Source organism: Streptomyces sp. NPDC048001, from assembly GCF_043203115.1.
In the GTDB taxonomy this organism is placed as follows: Bacteria; Actinomycetota; Actinomycetes; order Streptomycetales; family Streptomycetaceae; genus Streptomyces; species Streptomyces sanyensis.
Map to the genome: position 1 here is coordinate 18,801 of NZ_JBIDBN010000018.1, position 19,411 is coordinate 38,211.

General features: G+C 73.1%; 15 protein-coding genes. 2 read left to right on the forward strand and 13 right to left on the reverse strand.

All coding sequences use genetic code 11. The annotated features are described in order from the left end of the window. Positions 1 to 4: 4 nt before the first annotated feature. Positions 5 to 1,003 (forward strand): inorganic phosphate transporter, encoded by a 999-nt coding sequence (locus ACGF15_RS27190; RefSeq protein ID WP_256524270.1) that lies wholly within the window; start codon positions 5 to 7, stop codon positions 1,001 to 1,003. 258 nt (positions 1,004 to 1,261) lie between these two features. Here the strand turns inward: ACGF15_RS27190 and pstB are convergent, their stop codons facing one another. From pstB to mshD, 8 genes are all read right to left on the reverse strand, one after another. Beyond that, the gene (gene pstB / locus ACGF15_RS27195) at positions 1,262 to 2,038 is read right to left on the reverse strand and encodes a phosphate ABC transporter ATP-binding protein PstB (RefSeq protein ID WP_392802732.1); all 777 of its coding nucleotides are present in this window, start codon (positions 2,036 to 2,038) and stop codon (positions 1,262 to 1,264) included. 48 nt (positions 2,039 to 2,086) lie between these two features. Further along, positions 2,087 to 3,166, reverse strand: a complete 1,080-nt coding sequence (gene pstA / locus ACGF15_RS27200; RefSeq protein WP_345613781.1) for a phosphate ABC transporter permease PstA — start codon at positions 3,164 to 3,166, stop codon at positions 2,087 to 2,089. Further along, positions 3,163 to 4,158: a phosphate ABC transporter permease subunit PstC gene (pstC, locus tag ACGF15_RS27205; protein ID WP_362614586.1), complete on the reverse strand. Its 996-nt coding sequence runs from the start codon at positions 4,156 to 4,158 to the stop codon at positions 3,163 to 3,165. Before pstC ends, pstA begins: the two co-directional genes overlap by 4 nt. Positions 4,159 to 4,260: 102 nt before the next feature. Beyond that, the gene (gene pstS / locus ACGF15_RS27210) at positions 4,261 to 5,394 is read right to left on the reverse strand and encodes a phosphate ABC transporter substrate-binding protein PstS (protein WP_345613779.1); all 1,134 of its coding nucleotides are present in this window, start codon (positions 5,392 to 5,394) and stop codon (positions 4,261 to 4,263) included. Positions 5,395 to 5,809: 415 nt separating this feature from the next. Then, positions 5,810 to 6,271: an NUDIX hydrolase gene (locus ACGF15_RS27215; RefSeq protein ID WP_345613778.1), complete on the reverse strand. Its 462-nt coding sequence runs from the start codon at positions 6,269 to 6,271 to the stop codon at positions 5,810 to 5,812. Beyond that, positions 6,268 to 7,407 (reverse strand): CHAD domain-containing protein, encoded by a 1,140-nt coding sequence (locus ACGF15_RS27220; RefSeq protein WP_376427923.1) that lies wholly within the window; start codon positions 7,405 to 7,407, stop codon positions 6,268 to 6,270. Before ACGF15_RS27220 ends, ACGF15_RS27215 begins: the two co-directional genes overlap by 4 nt. Positions 7,408 to 7,450: 43 nt before the next feature. Beyond that, complete coding sequence (locus tag ACGF15_RS27225; protein WP_345613776.1) at positions 7,451 to 9,676, reverse strand: RNA degradosome polyphosphate kinase; 2,226 nt, start codon at positions 9,674 to 9,676, stop codon at positions 7,451 to 7,453. Between the two features lie 660 nt (positions 9,677 to 10,336). Next, complete coding sequence (mshD, locus tag ACGF15_RS27230; protein ID WP_345613775.1) at positions 10,337 to 11,260, reverse strand: mycothiol synthase; 924 nt, start codon at positions 11,258 to 11,260, stop codon at positions 10,337 to 10,339. A gap of 217 nt (positions 11,261 to 11,477) precedes the next feature. Here mshD and ACGF15_RS27235 point away from each other — a divergent pair, with 217 nt between their 5' ends. After that, on the forward strand, positions 11,478 to 13,307 hold the full coding sequence (locus ACGF15_RS27235; RefSeq protein WP_345613774.1) for a bifunctional metallophosphatase/5'-nucleotidase: 1,830 nt from the start codon (positions 11,478 to 11,480) through the stop codon (positions 13,305 to 13,307). A 143-nt stretch (positions 13,308 to 13,450) separates the two neighbouring features. Here the strand turns inward: ACGF15_RS27235 and ACGF15_RS27240 are convergent, their stop codons facing one another. From ACGF15_RS27240 to ACGF15_RS27260, 5 genes are all read right to left on the reverse strand, one after another. Next, complete coding sequence (locus ACGF15_RS27240) at positions 13,451 to 14,953, reverse strand: HAMP domain-containing sensor histidine kinase (protein ID WP_345613773.1); 1,503 nt, start codon at positions 14,951 to 14,953, stop codon at positions 13,451 to 13,453. After that, positions 14,950 to 15,663: a response regulator transcription factor gene (locus ACGF15_RS27245; RefSeq protein WP_345613772.1), complete on the reverse strand. Its 714-nt coding sequence runs from the start codon at positions 15,661 to 15,663 to the stop codon at positions 14,950 to 14,952. Before ACGF15_RS27245 ends, ACGF15_RS27240 begins: the two co-directional genes overlap by 4 nt. A gap of 20 nt (positions 15,664 to 15,683) precedes the next feature. Then, a complete protein-coding gene (locus tag ACGF15_RS27250; protein WP_392802740.1) occupies positions 15,684 to 16,874 on the reverse strand; it encodes a S1C family serine protease in 1,191 nt (396 codons plus the stop codon). 356 nt (positions 16,875 to 17,230) lie between these two features. Beyond that, entirely contained in the window at positions 17,231 to 18,253 is a 1,023-nt protein-coding gene (locus ACGF15_RS27255; protein WP_345613770.1) for a LacI family DNA-binding transcriptional regulator, read from the reverse strand. A 24-nt stretch (positions 18,254 to 18,277) separates the two neighbouring features. Continuing rightward, positions 18,278 to 19,057 (reverse strand): response regulator transcription factor, encoded by a 780-nt coding sequence (locus tag ACGF15_RS27260; protein WP_345613769.1) that lies wholly within the window; start codon positions 19,055 to 19,057, stop codon positions 18,278 to 18,280. Between the last annotated feature and the right edge of the window lie 354 nt (positions 19,058 to 19,411).

The window sequence follows — 19,411 nt, forward strand, 5'->3', positions numbered from 1 at the left end:
CTCAGTGGACACCTTTGCCCTGATCGTGACCGTCGGTGTCGCGCTCGGATTCACCTATACCAACGGCTTCCACGACTCGGCGAACGCGATCGCCACCTCCGTCTCGACCCGGGCGCTCACCCCGAGGGTGGCCCTGGCGATGGCCGCGGTCATGAACCTCGGAGGGGCCTTCATCGGCCAGGGCGTGGCCAAGACCGTCAGCGAGGGGCTGATCGAGACGCCGCACGGTGACCGCGGCATGGGCATCCTGTTCGCCGCGCTGGTCGGGGCGATCGTGTGGAACATGGTCACCTGGTACTTCGGGCTCCCGTCCTCCTCCTCCCACGCCCTGTTCGGGGGCATGGTCGGTGCCGCCCTCGCGGGTGGCACCGAGGTGATCTGGTCCGGTGTGCTGCACAAGATCGTCATCCCGATGTTCGTCTCGCCGTTCGTCGGCCTGATCGCGGGCTATCTGGTGATGGTCCTGATCATGTGGATGTTCCGCCGGACCAACCCGCACAAGGCGAAGCGGGGCTTCCGGATAGCCCAGACCGTCTCGGCGGCGGGCATGGCGCTGGGCCACGGCCTCCAGGACGCGCAGAAGACCATGGGCATCGTGGTGATGGCGCTCGTCATCGCCGACGTCGAGCAGGCCGGGGACGAGATCCCGGTGTGGGTCAGGATCGCCTGTGCGGTGATGCTCTCGCTGGGCACCTACGCGGGCGGCTGGCGCATCATGCGCACCCTCGGCCGCAAGATCATCGAGCTGGACCCGCCGCAGGGGTTCGCGGCGGAGACCACCGGCGCGTCGATCATGTTCGGTTCGGCCTACCTCTTCAACGCGCCGATCTCGACCACCCATGTGATCACCTCGGCGATCATGGGCGTCGGCGCCACCAAGCGGCTGAACGCGGTGCGCTGGGGCGTCGCCAAGAACATCATCCTGGGCTGGTTCATCACCATGCCCGCGGCCGCGCTGGTGGCCGCGGTGAGCTACGGGGTCATCTGGCTGGTCTTCGGCTGAGCCGCAGCCGGCCGGCGCCGGGCGGCAGCGGCGGGAAGGGGCGGTGCGGGGCGGAGGCCCGGCACCGCCCCTCGCCCGTTCCCGCCGCCGAGCCGCCGAGCCGCCCCGCGGGCCCGCCGCCCCGCCGCCGATCCGCCCGCCGTGGCCCCGGGGCCCGTCGTGCCCCGGCCCGCGGACGCGGGCGGGCCCGCCCCCTCGCCGAGGGGACGGGCCCGATCGTCTTCCGGGTGGCACCGCCATGCAGCACCCGAAGACGTCTTATCCGAAGCGGCCGGAGATGTAGTCCTCGGTCGCCTGGACGGACGGGTTGGCGAAGATCCGCTCCGTGTCGTCGATCTCGATCAGACGACCGGGCTGGCCGACCGCCGCCAGGTTGAAGAAGGCCGTGCGGTCGGAGACCCGCGCCGCCTGCTGCATGTTGTGCGTCACGATGACGATGGTGAAGCGCTCCTTCAGCTCGCCGATCAGGTCCTCGATGGCGAGTGTGGAGATCGGGTCCAGCGCGGAGCAGGGCTCGTCCATCAGCAGCACGTCCGGCTCCACCGCGATCGCCCGAGCGATGCACAGGCGCTGCTGCTGGCCGCCGGAGAGGCCGGAGCCGGGCTTGTTCAGGCGGTCCTTGACCTCGTTCCAGAGGTTGGCGCCCTTCAGCGAGCGCTCGACGACGTCGGCGAGCTCGCCCTTCTTGTACGAGCCGTTCAGACGCAGGCCCGCCGCGACGTTGTCGAAGATCGACATGGTCGGGAAGGGGTTCGGGCGCTGGAAGACCATGCCGACCGTGCGGCGCACGGTCACCGGGTCGACACCCGAGCCGTAGAGGTTCTCGTCGTCCAGCATCACCTTGCCCTCGACACGGCCGCCGGGGGTGACCTCGTGCATCCGGTTCAGGGTGCGCAGGAACGTGGACTTGCCGCAGCCGGACGGGCCGATGAAGGCCGTCACGGAGCGGGGCTCCACCGTCATCGAGATGTCCTCGATCGCCTTGTGGGAGCCGTAGTAGGCGGTCAGGCCGCTGACGTCGATTCGCTTGGCCATGGGGATCACTTCCTAGGGGCCCCGCCGGGCGGGACCGAAAATCGTGGCCTACCGGCCGGTCTGGGGGGCCTTCCAGCGGGCGATGCCGCGGGCCACGAGGTTGAGGATCATGACGAAGGCGATCAGGACCAGTGCGGCGGCCCAGGCGCGGTCGTACGACGCCTCGCTGCCGACCCGGTACTGCTCCCAGATGTAGAAGGGGAGCGAGGACTGGGCGCCGTCGAAGGGGTTGGCGTTGATCAGCTGGGTGCCGAAGACCAGCAGCATGATCGGGGCGGTCTCACCGGCGATACGGGCGATGGCCAGCATCACACCGGTGGTGATGCCGCCGAGCGCCGTGGGGATGACCACCTTGACGATGGTGCGCCACTTCGGCACGCCGAGCGCCAGCGACGCCTCGCGGAGCTCGTTGGGCACGAGCTTGAGCATCTCCTCGGTGGAGCGGACGACCACGGGGATCATCAGGATCGCCAGGGCGAGCGCGCCCATCAGGCCGGACGGCTGGAGGTCGAACATCAGCATGATCGACAGCAGGAACAGGCCCGCCACGATCGAGGGGATGCCGGTCATGACGTCGACGAAGAAGGTGACCGCCTTGGCCAGCGCGCCCTTGCCGTACTCGACCAGGTACACCGCGGTGAGCAGGCCGATCGGGACGGAGACCAGGGTGGCGATGCCCACCTGCTCCAGGGTGCCGACGATGGCGTGGTACACGCCGCCGCCCGCCTCGAAGCCGGGGACGCCGGCCATGGAGTGGGTCAGGAAGTAGCCGTCCAGGGCCTTCACACCGCGGCTCACGGTGACCCAGATCAGCGAGAGCAGCGGGATCACGGCGAGGATGAAGCAGACCCAGACGAGGCTGGTGGCCAGACGGTCCTTGGCCTGGCGCCGGTTCTCGACGGCACTGGTCACCACGTAGGAGACGAGCACGAACAGCAGGGCGGAGACGAGGCCCCACTGGACCCTGCTCTCCCAGCCGGCGGCGAGGCTGATGCCGACGCCGAGCAGGACGGACACGGCGGCGAAGCCGAGCGGGGCCCAGCGCGGGAGGCTGCGGCTGTTGAGGCTCCGGCGGGGGCCGGGAGACGGGGGTGCGGCCTTCGGGCCGGAGACGACTGCGTGGCTCATGCGTTGGCCCCCGAGTACTCCTTGCGGCGCGCGATGATCAGGCGGGCCGCGCCGTTGACCAGCAGGGTCAGGATGAACAGGACGAGGCCGGAGGCGATGAGCGCGTCACGGCCGAGCTGGTCCGCCTCGTCGAACTTCGCGGCGATGTTCTGTGCGAAGGTGCCGCCGCCCGGGTTGAGCAGGTGCAGCGAGATCACGAAGCTCGGGGAGAGCACGGTGGCGACGGCCATGGTCTCGCCGAGCGCGCGGCCGAGGCCCAGCATGGAGGCGGAGATGACGCCGGAGCGGCCGAAGGGCAGCACCGACATGCGGATGACCTCCCACCGGGTCGCGCCCAGGGCCAGGGCGGCCTCCTCGTTCATCCGCGGCACCTGGAGGAAGACCTCGCGGCTGACGCTGGTCACGATCGGCAGGATCATGATCGCCAGCAGGATGCCCACGGTGAACAGCGAGCGGGCGACGCCCACCTCGGTCTTCTCGAAGACGTACGTCCAGGCGAAGAACTGGTCGAGCCAGAGGTTCAGGCCCTCCAGGTACGGCACGAGGAAGAGCGCGCCCCAGATGCCGTAGATGATCGACGGCACGGCGGCGAGCAGGTCGACGACGTAGGCGAGGGGGGCGGCGAGGCGGCGGGGCGCGTAGTGCGAGATGAACAGCGCGATGCCGACGGCGATCGGGACGGCGATCACCATGGCGATGATCGAGCTGACCACGGTGCCGAACAGCAGGACGGCAATGCCGAAGACCGGCGGGTCGCCCGCCGGGTTCCAGTCGAAGGTGGTGAGGAAGTTGCCCTCGTCCTTCGAGATGCCGAGCACGGCCCGGTAGGTGAGGAAGGCGGCGATCGACGCCATGATCAGCAGGACGAGGATGCCCGAGCCCCGGGACAGTCCGATGAAGATCTTGTCGCCGAGGCGCCCGGTCGATTTCCCGCTGTCGAGGGCGGGGCCCGTCGGAGGTGGGGTGAGGTCTGTGGGTGTCGTGGAAGCCATGGTCTTTCCGGTCTGTGGTTGGGGGGCCGTACGGCTCCCCTGGCGGCGGTGCACCGGATGGCCGGCCGGCGGGGGCGGACGGGCCCCCGCCGGCTGGCTGGGTTACTTCAGGCCGGCGATGGTCTCGCGGACCTTGCTGTTGATCTCCTGCGGGATCGGGGCGTAGCCGTGGTCGGTCAGGACCTTCTGGCCCTCGTCGCTGGCCGTGTAGGTCAGGAAGGACTTCAGGGTGCCGAGGGTCTCGGCCTTGTTGCCGGTGTCGCAGACGACCTCGTAGGTCACCAGGACCATCGGGTAGGCGCCCTCGGCCGTGGTGGCGTAGTCGAGCTCCAGGGCCAGGTCCTTGCCGGTGCCCTTGATCTTGGCGGCGGCGATGGCCTTGGAGGCGTTCTCCGAGGTGGCCGCGACCGGGGCGGAGGCACCGGTGTCGATGCTCACGGTCGGGATCGACTGGGAGGTGGCGTAGGACAGCTCGAAGTAGCCGATGGCGCCGTCGACCTGCTTGACCTGCGCGGCGACACCGGAGGAGCCGGACGCGGCCTGGCCGCCCGGGGCGGGCCACTTCTTCTCGGCCTCGTAGGGCCAGTCGGCCTCGGCCGTGGCGCCCAGGTACTTGCCGAGGTTCTGCGTGGTGCCGGAGTCCTCGGAGCGGTGGAAGGCCTGGATCGGCTTGTCCGGCAGCTCGGTACCCTCGTTGAGCTTGGCGATCGCCGGGTCGTTCCAGTTCTTGATCTTGCCGTTGAAGATCTTGGCGATGGTGGGGGCGTCCAGGTTGAGCTGGTCCACGCCGGACAGGTTGTAGCCGAGCGCGATCGGGCCGCCGACCATCGGGAGGTTGATGCCCTGGCCGCCGGTGCAGACCTTCTTGGACTCCTCGACCTCCTCGGGCTTGAGCGCCGAGTCGGAGCCGGCGAAGGCGACGCGGCCCTGGTTGAAGTTGACGATGCCCTCACCGGACGACGAGGACTTGTAGTTGACCTCGACACCCGTGCAGGCGGCCATGTACTCCTTGACCCACAGGTCCATGGCGTTCTTCTGGGCGCTGGAGCCGGCGGCCAGGAGCTTGCCCTGGGCGTCGTCGCACGCGACGTTCGAGGCGGCGGTGGTCTTCTCGCCGCTCGTGGTGCTGCCGCCGGAGTTGTCGTCCGAACCACACCCGGTGAGGACCAGGGCGCCGGAAACGGCGAGGGCACCGAGCGCCGCGGCGCGAAGTCCGTTCTTGCGCTGAAGCTTCACTTTCGGGGGTTCCTTCCAGTTGCCGCTGTCCTCGCGGCGGTGGGTCGGGGTGGGGGGCCGGCACCGTGCCGGTCACCGTGTACGGCCGAAATTAGGCAGATCAGGTGACGTGCCCCAAGGGAGAGAGTGAACGGGAGGTGAACCATGTCCGGCGGCCTGGTGCCTTTCCCAGGATTGCTCCGTTCGGTCGCCTGCGCTCGGTCGGCGCGCGGAACGGGCCGTTCGGAGGGCGTGCCACGGGGCGTGCCACCGGGCGGAGCACGGGCGGTGAGGGGCCGGCGGAAGGCGGGCGGACGGGCGGCGCCGCCGCCCGGAAGGTGCGGCTCCGGGTGAGGCCCCGGCGGGTTCCGGGGCCGGGGGCCGCCCACCGCGCGGCGGTCCGCCCGGGTGACCGGCACACTCCCCGGAGGGCCGGTCAGGCCGTGCGCAGCGCGTCGAGCAGGGAGTCGACCAGGGCCCGGTCGCGGGGCTGGGTGAGGCGGTGGCGGGCCGCCGAGGGCGGCAGCCAGACGATCGCGTCGACCTCGGAACTGGCGGCGAAGGAGCCCGAGCGGGTCTCGGCGGCCCAGTACACGACGTGCTTGGGCCGCCCGGCGGCCGTGTAGCTGACCGAGGGCAGCCGGGCACCGGGGACGCAGCGGTGGCCGGTCTCCTCCAGCACCTCGCGCAGCGCGGCGGCCAGCGCGTCCTCCCCGGCCTTCAGCTTGCCCTTCGGGTGGGACCAGTCGTCGTACTTGGGACGGTGCACCAGGCAGAGCTCGATGCCCTCCTCGGCGGCGGGGGCGTGGCGCCACAGGACGCAGCCCGCCGCGAACACGGTGTCCGGCCCGAGGGGGCCGTGCTCCTGGTCGTCTTCCACAGCGCTGCTCCCGTTCATGGGGCGGGGATCGCCGCCCGCGCGTGCCGCCATTCCTGCTGGAAGGCGAAGCGGGCCGCCTCCACCTCGTGGCGCTGGTCCGCGTGGAGCACACCGAGCGCGTAGGCGGTGGCCGGGGCGATCCGGGGGGTGCGGGCGGCCGCCGCGGCCGCCTCGGAGGCCTCGGCGGCGTCGCGGTGGTGGTCGAGGGCCAGGGCGGCGGGGCCGAGGACGGGCCCGGCGCCCGGGTGGGCCACCTCCTGTGCGTAGCGGTGCAGGCGGAGGAGGCGGCGGACGGCGTGCCAGGGGGCGTCCTGACGCTCGTCGTCCGGCTCGGTGGCGAGCCCGCCGCCGAGCGCGTCGGCGTTGTAGGGGTGGCCCGCGCGGCCGAGCGGGAGCCGGGCGACGGCGTCGAGGAGCCGGTGCTCGGCGACCTCCGTGAGCAGGGCGAGCGTCTCGTCGGCGGCGGGGCCGGTGGCGGCCGGGGCGAGCGGCAGCTCGGAGGCGAGTAAGGCCACGGCGTCCGCGACGGCGTGGAAGCGGGCGGAGCCGAGGGCTCCGAGGGCGGCGGAGTGCGCCCGGGTGCGGGCGAGCGTCAGCTGGCGCTCCAGCAGGGCGGCGGCGCGGGCGGCGCCGACGGCGACGGAGCCGCCGCCGGTGGTGCGGGCCGCCGCCCGGGTCCCGGTCCTGTTGCCGCCCGGGGGCGCGGGGCCGTCCGGTGCGCCGGTGCCCGCTCCGGGGCCGGCGGGCTGCCCGGAGGCCGGGTGCGGCAGGCCCCCGGGGCCGTCGCCCGCGTGGACGCGGGGCGCGTCCCCGGGGCAGGGACGGGCCCCCGGCAGCAGCTCCGCCCGGGCGCGGGGCACCTCGGAGGATCCCGACAGGCGGGACAGCGCGTCCAGCAGACGGGCGAGGCGGGCGGCGCAGGCGTGCTCCAGCGCCAGCGTCCGCGACAGCCAGCGCAGCTCCGTCCGCAGCTCGTCGGCCCATGCGGGGTCGACCAGCGGCCGGAAGGTGTCCAGGGTGCCGCCGATGCGGCCGGCGGCGGTGCGCAGCGCCTGCGCCGCCTCCGCGGCGCCCGCCGTGTCCGCGCCCGCCTCGCCGTGCAGGCGCAGGCTGCGGAGGAAGTCCGCGGCCTGCGTGTGCAGGTAGCGGGACAGCTGCGTGCCCGCCGCGGTGGTGCCGTGGCGGGGGAGCGAGGGGTCAGGGCTTTGCACGCCGGCGCCTCCGGGCGTCAATGAGCGACTCCTGTACGTTCCGCAGCGGCTGTCCGTCGGCGTCCGCGGCGTGCCGGGTCCATGACCCGTCCGGGCCGAGGTGCCAGGAGGACGTGGTGTCGGACATGCCGGTCTCGAGGAGCCGGTTCAGGGCCGCCCGGTGTGCCGGGTCGGTGACCCGGACCAGTGCCTCGATGCGGCGGTCGAGGTTGCGGTGCATCATGTCGGCGCTGCCCAGCCAGACCTCCGGCTCGCCGCCGTTGCCGAAGGCGAAGATCCGGGAGTGCTCCAGGAAGCGGCCGAGGACCGAGCGGACGCGGATGTTCTCCGAGAGGCCGGTGACCCCGGGGCGCACGGCGCAGATGCCGCGCACCCAGATGTCGACCGGCACGCCCGCCATGGCGGCGCGGTAGCAGGCGTCGATGATCGTCTCGTCGACCATCGAGTTGACCTTGATGCGCACGAAGGCGGGGCGTCCCGCCTTGTGGTGGGTGATCTCCTTGTTGATCCGGGAGACCAGCCCGTCGCGCAGCGACTTGGGGGCGACCAGCAGCCGGCGGTAGGTCTCGCGCCGGGAGTAGCCGGACAGCCGGTTGAACAGGTCGGAGAGGTCGGCGCCCACCTGCTGGTCGGCGGTGAGCAGGCCCAGGTCCTCGTAGAGGCGGGCGGTCTTGGGGTGGTAGTTGCCGGTGCCGACGTGGGAGTAGCGGCGCAGCGTCTCGCCCTCCTGGCGTACGACCAGGCTGAGCTTGCAGTGCGTCTTGAGCCCGACGAGGCCGTAGACGACGTGGCAGCCGGCCTCCTCCAGCTTGCGCGCCCACTTGATGTTGGCCTGCTCGTCGAAGCGGGCCTTGATCTCGACCAGGACCAGGACCTGCTTGCCGGACTCGGCGGCGTCGATGAGGGCGTCCACGATGGGCGAGTCGCCGGAGGTGCGGTAGAGGGTCTGCTTGATCGCGAGGACGTCGGGGTCGCCGGCGGCCTGCTCCAGGAAGGCCTGCACCGAGGTGGAGAAGGAGTCGTAGGGGTGGTGCAGCAGCACGTCGCGCTCGCGCAGCGCCGCGAAGATGTCGGGTGCGGAGGCGGACTCCACCTCGGCGAGGTCCCGGTGGGTGCCGGCGACGAACTTCGGGTACTTGAGTTCCGGCCGGTCCAGGGCCGATATCCCGAACAGGCCGGTCAGGTCCAGCGGGCCGGGCAGCGGGTAGACCTCGGCGTCGGAGATCTTCAGCTCGCGGACCAGCAGGTCGAGGACGTAGGGGTCGATGGACTCCTCGACCTCCAGGCGGACGGGCGGGCCGAAGCGGCGCCGCATGAGCTCCTTCTCCAGCGCCTGGAGCAGGTTCTCGGCGTCGTCCTCCTCGACCTCCAGGTCCTCGTTCCGGGTGACCCGGAACATGTGGTGGGCCAGCACCTCCATGCCGGGGAACAGCTCTTCGAGGTGGGCCGCTATGACGTCCTCCAGCGGCACGTACCGCTGGGGGGAGGCCTCCAGGAAGCGGGAGAGCAGCGGGGGGACCTTGACCCGGGCGAAGTGGCGGTGGCCGCTGACGGGGTTGCGCACCACGACCGCGAGGTTGAGGGAGAGGCCCGAGATATAGGGGAAGGGGTGGGCCGGGTCCACGGCCAGCGGGGTGAGGACGGGGAAGATCTGCTGGCGGAAGAGGGTGAACAGCCGGGCCTGCTCCTTCTCCGTGAGTTCGGGCCAGCGGATCAGGTGGATGCCCTCGTCGGCGAGGGCGGGCGCGACGTCCTGCTGGTAGCAGGCGGCGTGGCGGGCCATGAGCTCGCGGGAGCGGGTCCAGATCAGGTCCAGGACCTCGCGGGGCTGGAGCCCGGAGGCCGACCGGGTGGCCACTCCGGTCGCGATGCGGCGCTTGAGGCCGGCGACGCGGACCATGAAGAACTCGTCCAGGTTGGACGCGAAGATGGCGAGGAAGTTGGCCCGCTCCAGCAGCGGAGTGGTGGGGTCCTCGGCCAGCTCCAGCACCCGCTCGTTGAAGGCGAGCCAGCTGCGCTCGCGGTCGAGGAAGCGCCCCTGGGGCAGCTCCGGGCCGCCCGTGTGGGCCTCCTCGTAGGCGTCGGCGTCCGCGTCGATGTCGGGTTCGAGATCGGAGACGGTGGCCGCGACGGTGTGCGGCCGGTGCGCGGAGATCGACGCGACGGACGGCTGGGGGTGCTGGACCGGGACCTCGGCGGGCTGCTGGCTCATGGACCCATTCTTCCGTGTGAAACGGGTCACCGGCGCGTCGGAGCGGGCCGGAGCGAGGGCATTTCTCCCGTCGGGGGAGTCGGGCACAGCGGGCTGCATTGGCCGAGGGTCGCAAGAGTGTCTGAATGCCCGGTAACGACGACATGACGTGCGGGAAAGCGGAACGGGGCTCCCGGGGGGCGCCGGCCCCGGAACGGGTGGTCCCGCCGGTCCGGGGCCGCTGCGGGACCGGCCGGTTCCGGTCAGCCGTGCCGGGGCCGGAACACCCGGACGGCGGCACGGACGACGGCGGCGCGGACGGGCGCGGTGGCGGCACGGACGGCGGTGGCGGACGGGCGCGGTGGCTGGCCACGGCGGCGGCCCCGGGCGGCAGCCGGTGCCCGGGTCCGGCGGGTGGGCGGGACGGGGCCCACGGCGGCGGGGGGAGGGGGCCGGGCGGCCCCGCCCGGTGCGGGGCCTCCGCGGGCGCAGCCGGGTCATGGCCGGGCCCCGCCCCCCGGCGTGGTCCGCCCCCTCGCCCGGGGGCCTGCCGCTCCGCGGCGCCCGGTCGGCCGCGGGGGTCCGGTCCCGGGAACCCGGGCGGGGCCGAGGCACGGTCCGGAGGGGCGGTCCTGAGGCGCGGTCCCGCGGGGCGGGGTCTCGTGCGGTGGGCGCGGCGGGTCAGGACTCCGTGCGGTACATCAGGTCCACCTCGTGCGTGACGAAGCCCAGCTGCTCGTACACCCGCAGCGCGGCCGTGTTGTCCGCGTCGACGTAGAGCATGGCCGTCGGCAGGCCCTGGGCGGCGAGGTGGCGCAGCCCGGTCGCGGTCAGGGCCTTGCCGAGGCCGCCGCCCTGCGCGTCCGGGCGGATCCCGAGCACGTAGACCTCCCCGAGGTGTTCCTCGGCGTGCACCTTCGTCCAGTGGAAGCCGATGATGCGCCCCTCGCGCTCGGCGAGGAAGAAGCCCGCCGGGTCGAACCAGGGTTGGGCCATCCGGTCGTCCAGGTCCCGCTGGGTGAGCGAGCCCTGCTCGGGGTGGTGGGCGAAGGCCGCGGCGTTGACCGCCAGCCACTCCTCGTCGTCCCTGCCGGGGACGAAGGTGCGCAGCGTGACGCCCTGCGGGTAGTCCCGCGGGGGCACCGTGCCGGGGCTCAGCGGGCGGCGCAGCTGGCGCAGTTCGCGGAAGAGCGTCAGGCCCAGCACCTGGGCCAGGTGCCGGGCGGCGGGCTTGCCGCCGTGCGCCCACATGCGCAGCCGCTTGCCCGAGGCGTCCAGCAGGGCGTTGCCCAGTGCCCTGCCGTGCCCCCGGCCCCGGTGGCTCGGGTGGACGACGAGTTCGGCGGCCGGCGCCTCGACGGGGTCGGTGTCCTCCAGCTGCGCGTAGCCGATGAGCTGTGCGTCCACGGTGAGCAGGAAGTGGCGCACGCCCTCCCGTTCGCCGCCGGTCAGTTGGAGCCGGCCCTGCTCCGACACGGCCTGCATCCCGTCGGACCGCGCTGCCTCGGCGAGCAGTGCGAGGACCGCCTCGGCCTGCTCCGCGGTGAGTTCGCCGAGGGAGTGGATCTGCCGTCCGGGCTCCGGAATCACTGCGTCGATCGTCATGGGTCCACGGTACGGCGGCGCGGGCGCGCCCGGGCGGCCGCCCGCGGTGTGCCGGGTGGGCGGTATGGCCGGTTCTGCGGTGTTGACGGATGTCGGCAATCAGCTCGTAACCCGCATCCCCCTGTCGCGCTACGCGCGTTGACTCTAGGCTGCGCCCCGGAGGACTGTCCTCGGACAGCCCCACCCTCCCTCCACGCTGGAACTGACAAGGGGACAGATGTCAGCGAGATCCGATAGAACCCGCTCGGCCCGGCGCACCCGGCGCGTGCTCGCCGCGGCCGCAGGGCTGGCCACCGCCGGCGCACTGGTCGCCGCGGTACCGGCCGGCGCCGCCTCCGGTGACCGGCACGGCGGCCACCACGGCCACCACCACGGCAAGCGCACCGTCGACGTGCAGCTGCTGTCCTTCAACGACCTGCACGGACACCTGGAGCCGCCGGCCGGCTCCTCCGGCAACGTCTCCGAGATCCAGCCCGACGGCACCGTGAAGACGGTCCCGGCGGGCGGGGTCGAGTACCTGGCGACCTCGCTGCGCACGGCGCGCCAGGGCAACCCGTACTCCGTCACGGCCGCCGCGGGCGACCTCGTCGGCGCGAGCCCGCTGCTCTCCGGGCTCTTCCACGACGAGCCGACCATCGAGGCCCTGAACAAGATGGACCTCGACGTCGCGGGCGTCGGCAACCACGAGTTCGACGAGGGCGCCGTGGAGCTGGCGCGCCTGCAGAACGGCGGCTGCCACCCGGTGGAGGGCTGCTTCGAGGAGGGCCGCCGCTTCAAGGGCGCCGACTTCCCGTACCTCGCGGCCAACGTCACCAAGGAGCGCACCGGCAGGCCGCTCCTGAAGCCGTACACCGTCTGGAAGAAGAACGGCGTCCGGATCGGCTTCATCGGCGTGACCCTGGAGGGCACCCCGGACATCGTCAGCGCGAACGGCATCAAGGGCCTGAAGTTCCACGACGAGGTCGAGACGATCAACAAGTACGCCCGCAAGCTGGACCGCATGGGCGTGAAGTCGATCGTGGCGCTGATCCACGAGGGCGGCTATCCGGCCTCCTCCTCGTACAACTACGACTGCAACTCGCCCGGTCCGGGGGACGGCATCTCCGGTCCGATCGCGGAGATCGCCAAGGGCATCACGCCGAAGGTGGACGCCCTGGTGACCGGGCACACCCACCAGGCGTACGTCTGCACCATCCCCGACCCCTCGGGCAAGCCGCGCACGGTGACCTCGGCCGCGTCCTTCGGCAAGCTGTACACGGAGACCACGCTCACCTACGACCGCCGCACCCGTGACATCGTGCGCACCGCGGTGAGTTCGGCCAACCACGTGGTCAGCCGCGACCAGGCCAAGGCCCGGGACATGACGCGCCTGATCGACCGCTGGAGCGCGCTGGCCGCCCCGGTCGCGGGCCGCCCGCAGGGCTTCATCTCGGCCGACATCCCCGGCCGGGGCTCCACCGAGCCGGAGAAGCCGCTCGGCGACCTGATCGCCGACGCGCAGCTGGAGGGGCTGGCCCCCGCCGACAAGGGCGGCGCGCAGCTCGCCCTGATGAACCCCGGCGGCATCCGCGGCGACCTGGTGTACGCCGACGGCAGCGGCGAGGGCGACGGCGTGGTGACCTACGGCGAGGCCTTCACCGTGCAGCCGTTCACCAACATGATGAACGTGGTGGACCTGACCGGCGCTCAGCTGATCACCGCGCTCCGGCAGCAGGTCAGCGGCCCGAACGAGGCCTCGCCGAAGATCCTCCAGGTCTCGGAGGGCTTCACCTACACCCTGGACCTGACGAAGTCCGGGGCCGACCGGGTCGTGGCGGACTCGGTGCGGCTGAACGGCGAGGCGATCGACCCCTCGGGGACCTACCGGGTCGCGATGAACGAGTTCCTCGCGGGCGGCGGTGACGGCTTCACGGTCTTCAAGGAGCACACCAACAAGCTGGTGGGCGCCTCCGACCTGGAGCTCCTCAACACCTATCTGAACACCAACTCCTCGGCCGAGGCGCCCATCGCGCCGCCGGCCGCCGACCGGATCACGGTCGTGCGGTAGGCGCGGGACGCCCCCGAGAGGCGGGGCGCCCGGTCCGGAGCACCGGACCGGGCGCCCCGCCGCCGTTCACGCCCCGCCGCCGTTCACGCCCCGCCGCCGTTCACGCCCCCGCCCGGTGCGCGTTCCGGACCCCGGGCCCGCCCTCAGGACGCCCCGGGCCCGCGGACCGGTCCGGGCGCCCCCGGGGCGGGGGAGGCGGGCGGCGGGGCCGGGGCTCCCGGCAGGCGCACGGTCACCACGGTGCCGCCGCCCTCCGCGCGGTCCACCCGCACCTCGCCGCCCGCCTGCTGGACCGTCCGCGCCACGATCGACAGCCCCAGACCGGAGCCCGGCAGCGAGCGTGCCGAGGGCGAGCGCCAGAACCGCTCGAAGACATGCGGGAGTTCCTCGGCGGGAATGCCCGGCCCGTGGTCGCGCACCGTCAGCTCGCCCTCCCTCAGCACCACCTCGATCCGGCCCCCCGGCGGCGAGAACTTCACGGCGTTGTCCAGGACGTTGACCAGCGCCCGCTCCAGGGCCGCCTGCTCGCCCCGCACGAACCAGGGGGCGAGGTCCTCGGCGAAGCGCAGCTCCGGACCGCGCAGGCGCACCCTCCGCAGGGCCCCCTCGGCGATCTCGTGCAGTGCCACGACCTGCACCTGGTGGGGGGCCGAGGCATCCGGGCGGGAGAGCTCCTGGAGGTCCCCGATCAGCGCCGCCAGCTCGGTCGTCTGGGCGGTCACCGAGGCCAGGAGCGCCCTGCGGTCCTCCGCGGGGATGGCCCGGCCGGTCTCCTCGCTGCGGGCCAGCAGTTCGATGTTGGTCCGCAGCGAGGTCAGCGGGGTGCGCAGCTCGTGTCCGGCGTCGGCGATCAGCTGCTGCTGGAGGTCGCGGGAGGAGGCCAGCGCGGCCGTCATGGCGTTGAAGGACCGCGACAGCCGGGCGATCTCGTCGTCGCCCTCCACCGGGATGCGCACGCTCAGGTCCTCCGTGCGCGCCACGTGCTCCACCGCCCCCGTGAGCCGGTCCACGGGAGCGAGGCCCGTGCGGGCCACCCACAGCCCGGTCGCCCCGGCGCCGAGCACGCCGATCCCGGAGACCACGAGCAGCAGCAGGGCCAGGTCCCCCAGGGTGCGCTCGGTCTCCCGCAGCGGTACGCCGATCGACAGGGCGGTGTCCTGGACCACGCCCACGCCGGGTGCCCCGTCCGGGCGCCGGTCCAGGACCGCGGCGACGGTCAGCACCCGCACCGGGTTGCCCTCGGTGTCCGTGCCGTTGCGCAGACTCCGCTCGCGGGGGTCGGACCGCCGGGCCACCTCCCGGTCGGAGGCGGTGACGCGCACCGCGCCCACGGAGTCCGCCGAGATCACGCACGGCTCGCCGGAGGACGCCCGGACCAGCTGGTAGTAGTAGTCGCGCGGCGGGGCGAACTCGTTCGCCGGCTCCGCCTCCGAAGGGCAGGCGCGCAGGATGGCGGCGACCCCCGCGGCCCGCAGGTTGAGGGTCTCGTACTGGGTGCGCAGCTTGCCGTCGACCTCGTCGTAGAGCTTGCCGCGCACCACGAACCAGCAGGCCGTGGAGACGGCCGCCACGGCCACCGCCACGGCCGTCGCCACGAGCAGGGCGAGCCGGGAGCGCAGCGGCAGGGCACGCAGCCGACGGATCACTCGGCAGCGTCCGATCGCAGGACGTAGCCGACTCCGCGCACGGTGTGCACGAGCCGCGGCTCGCCGGCCGCCTCCGTCTTGCGCCGCAGGTACATCACGTACACGTCCAGGGAGTTGGAGGTGGGCTCGAAGTCGAAGCCCCAGACGGACTTGAGGATCTGCTCGCGGGTCAGGACCTGGCGCGGGTGGGCCAGGAAGAGCTCCAGCAGGGTGAACTCGGTGCGGGTCAGCTCCACGGTGCGCCCGCCGCGGGTCACCTCGCGGGTGGCCGGGTCCATCCGCAGGTCGGCGAAGGACAGCACCTCGCCCTCGCCGGAGGGGCCGTCCGCGGCGGCGTAGGCGCTGCGGCGCAGCAGGGCCCGGATGCGGGCGAAGAGCTCGTCCAGCTCGAAGGGTTTGACCAGGTAGTCGTCGGCGCCCGCGTCCAGGCCGGTGACCCGGTCGCCCACGGTGTCCCGGGCGGTGAGCATCAGCACGGGCACCCGGGAGCCGGACGCCCGCAGGCGGCGTGCGGCGGTCAGCCCGTCCATCCGCGGCATCTGGACGTCGAGGACGATCAGGTCCGGCGCGTACTCCTGCGCCCGTGCGAGGGCGTCGAGCCCGTCGACGGCGGTCTCGGTGGCGTACCCCTCGAAGGCGAGGGAGCGCCGCAGCGCCTCGCGTACGGCGGGTTCGTCGTCGACGATCAGGATGCGCTCGCCATCACTCATGGGTCCAGCCTTGCACGGCCTCAGACGTCCGCGCCGGAGCGGAGGGTGCCGAGGTCGGCCTTGACGGAGTCGACCGGGATGGCGAAGCCCAGGCCGACGCTCCCGGCGGTCGAGCCGGAGGCGGAACCGGGGGAGTACATGGCCGAGTTGATGCCGATGACCTCGCCGTTCATGTTGATCAGGGCGCCTCCCGAGTTGCCGGGGTTGAGCGAGGCGTCGGTCTGGATGGCCTTGTAGGTGGTGGTGGACTCCCCGGTGTCGCCGTTGAACTGCCGGCCGCCGAACTCGAAGGGCCAGTTCTGGCGCGGGTCCTGCTGCCGCGGCGACTCCTCCTTGGCGACGGTGACGTCCCGGTCGAGGGCGGAGACGATGCCGCTGGTGACGGTGCCGGTCAGACCCTCGGGGGAGCCGATGGCCACGACCTCGTCGCCGACCCTGACGTCCCCGGAGTCGCCCAGCGCGGCGGGCTGCAGTCCGGAGGCGTCCCGCAGCTTGATCAGCGCGAGGTCCTTGCCGGGGTCCGTGCCCAGCACGTCCGCGGTGTAGGTCCGTCCGTCGTCGAGCCGCACCGTCACCGTGTCGGATCCGGAGACCACGTGGTTGTTGGTGACGACCTCGCCGTCGGAGGTGATGATCACGCCGGAGCCGGTGGACTGCCCGGCGGTGGAGGCGGCGTTGATCTCCACGATGCTCGGCGACACGGCCTGGGCCACGCCCGCGACCGTGCCCTTGCTGGACGCCGCGACGTTGGTGCCGCTGACACCGGTGGCCGCGGCGCCCTCCTGCCCGCCCACCAGGGTGCCGACCAGGTACGAGGCCCCGCCGCCGACCGCGCCCGCGGCGAGGGCGACGGCCGCGAGGAGGGCGACCGGGCGCCCCGCGCGCCGCCGGTGCCTGGCGGGCGCCACGGCGGGAGCCGAGGCCGCCGCGGGCCGGAGCTCCCCGGGGACGTAGGCGGCGCCGCCGTCACCGGGCCAGACCGTCATCGGGGGGCGCGGCGGCTCGTGCGGCGGGGGCGGCGGGAAGCCCCCCGCCGTCTGCGGGCTGAGGGCCTCGGGGGCGCCCGGCGCGGACGCCGCACCGGCTGCCGGGTGCGGCGGGCCGGCGGGGCGGGCCCCGGGGGGCGCCTGCCCGAGGGGGCCCGGCCCCTGCGGGCGGGGGCCGTGGGGGTACGGGGTGTGGTCGCCGCTCCGGCGGTCGTGGTCGCTCATGTCATCGAGCCTCGGGGGCGTGGATGAGAGGAGTCTGAGCGCGCACTGAGAAGCCCGACAGAAGCCTGTATGCCCCATATAAGGGCGGGGGCCGGTATACGGGCGGGGGCCGGGATCCGGCGCCGGGCCGGGTGGGCGGACTCCCCGGCGGCACCCGCGGGACACCCCCTGCGGCAGCGGCCGCCCCGGACGGCCTCCCCGCCCTGGCCGAGGAGCGCGGCAGCGGCGGGTCGCGGTACTGCGGCCGCCGGGCTGCCGCGGTACCGGTGGCGCTGCGCCGCTCCCCCGGACGGAAGGACCCGGCGGGCCGCGACGGCGCCGGGTGGCGGCCCGTGGGCGTGCGCCCCGGGGGTGCGTCAGCCGCAGCCGCAGGAGCGCCGGATCACCAGACCGGACGGGAACTGCCTGACCCGCTCGCGCCGCGAGCCCGCCACCCGCAGGCCGTCGTCGAGGACCAGGTCGACCGCCGCCCGGGCCATCGCGGGACGGTCGGAGGAGACCGTGGTCAGCGGCGGGTCGGTCAGCGCCGCCTCCTTGACGTCGTCGAAGCCGGCCACCGCCAGCTCCCCGGGCACGTCGATCCGCAGCTCGCGGGCCGCGCGCAGCACACCGAAGGCCTGGTCGTCGGTGGAGCAGAAGATCGCCGGCGGCCGGTCGGGCCCGGACAGCAGCTCCAGGCCGATCCGGTAGGCGTCGTAGCGGTTGTACGGGGCCTGGAAAAGGCGGCCCTCGGTGGACCGCCCGGACTCCCGCATGGCCCGTCTCCAGCCCTCGACGTGGTCGGCCACCGGGTCGCCGACCTCGGGGGTGTTCTCCACGCCGCCGAGGCAGGCCACATAGGCGTGGCCGTGCTCCAGCAGATGCCGGGTGGCCAGCTGGGCGCCGCCGATGTCGTCGGTGACCACGGCCACGTCGTCGATGGCCTCGGGCCGCTCGTGCAGCAGGACCACCCGTGCGTCCCACGCCTCGATCTCCGCCGCGGCCCGCTCGCTGGGTCCCTGGCTGACCAGGATCAGTCCGGAGACCCGCATGCCGAGGAAGGCGCGCAGATAGTGGACCTCGCGCTCGTCGCGGTAGTCCGAGTTCCCGACCAGGACCATCTTCCCGCGCTCGGCGGCGGCCTGTTCGACCGCGTGCGCCATCTCCGCGAAGAACGGCTGCCGGGCGTCCGGGACGATCATGCCTATGAGGTCCGTGCGCCGCGAGGCCATCGCCTGTGCGACCCGGTCGGGGCGGTAGCCCAGCTCCTTGATCGCTGCGAGTACCCGCTCGCGCGTGGCCGGGGCGACCGGCCGGGGTCCGTTGTTGATGACATAGCTCACGACGGCGGTCGAAGTACCCGCCAGTCGCGCCACGTCGTCCCGCGTCACCTTGGCCACGGCGCGAAGTCTACGCGGGGTGACCTACCTCTGGGCAGGGCGTACGCCTGCTTCCTCGGTCAGGGGCTCTTCCTCCGTCCGGGGGACGGCCGGGGAGGAGGCCGCCTTGGCCTCTTCGGCAGCGCGTTCGACCTTCTCCGGGACCACGAAGCGGTAGCCCACGTTCCGGACGGTGCCGATGAGCGACTCGTGCTCGGGGCCCAGCTTGGCCCGCAGCCGCCGGACATGGACGTCGACCGTGCGCGTGCCGCCGAAGTAGTCGTACCCCCAGACCTCCTGCAGCAGCTGGGCCCGGGTGAACACCCGGCCCGGGTGCTGGGCCAGGTACTTCAGGAGCTCGAACTCCTTGAAGGTGAGGTCCAGGATCCGGCCCTTGAGCCGGGCGCTGTAGGTGGCCTCGTCGACCGAGAGGTCGCCGTTGCGGATCTCCATGGGGGAGTCGTCGGAGGTGATCTGCTGGCGGCCCATCGCCAGCCGCAGCCGCGCCTCCACCTCGGCGGGGCCGGCCGTGTCCAGCAGGACGTCGTCGATGCCCCAGTCGGCGGTGACCGCGGCCAGCCCGCCCTCGGTGACCACCAGCACGAGCGGGCAGCCCGGGCCGGTGGAGCGCAGCAGCTGGCACAGCGACCGCACCTGCGGCAGGTCGCGGCGGCCGTCGACGAGGATCACGTCGGCGCCCGGGGTGTCGACCAGGGCGGGGCCCTCGGCGGGGGCGACCCGGACGCTGTGGAGCAGCAGCCCGAGGGCGGGCAGCACCTCCGTCGAGGGCTGGAGTGCGTTGGTCAGGAGCAGCAGCGAGCTCATCGCGTACCACCTGCCCGGATCGCCATGCGGTCGTCGTGTGCGGTCGGGTGGCCCGTGGTCCTGTGCTCGGTTCGCTCGTCCATGACGTCGGTTCCTCCTCGGTCCCTGCGAGGACGCCTGCGGCACTGCTTCTTCCATCGGCTCTCGCGCGCCTGAGAGCCAGTGTGAGGTTGTGTTCACCCGCCTGTAACAACGGCCGGAAAACGCAAAAGGACCCGGGGGCTGCTGTGCCCGGATCCTTCGCCAGCAGAATAGCCCAGATCGCGGTGGGGGGAAGAGGGCCGATTTCACACTGCGGACAAGTGCCCGATCCCGTGCCGTCTCCTGAACGCCGTCCGGGGTGCCCCCGCCGGG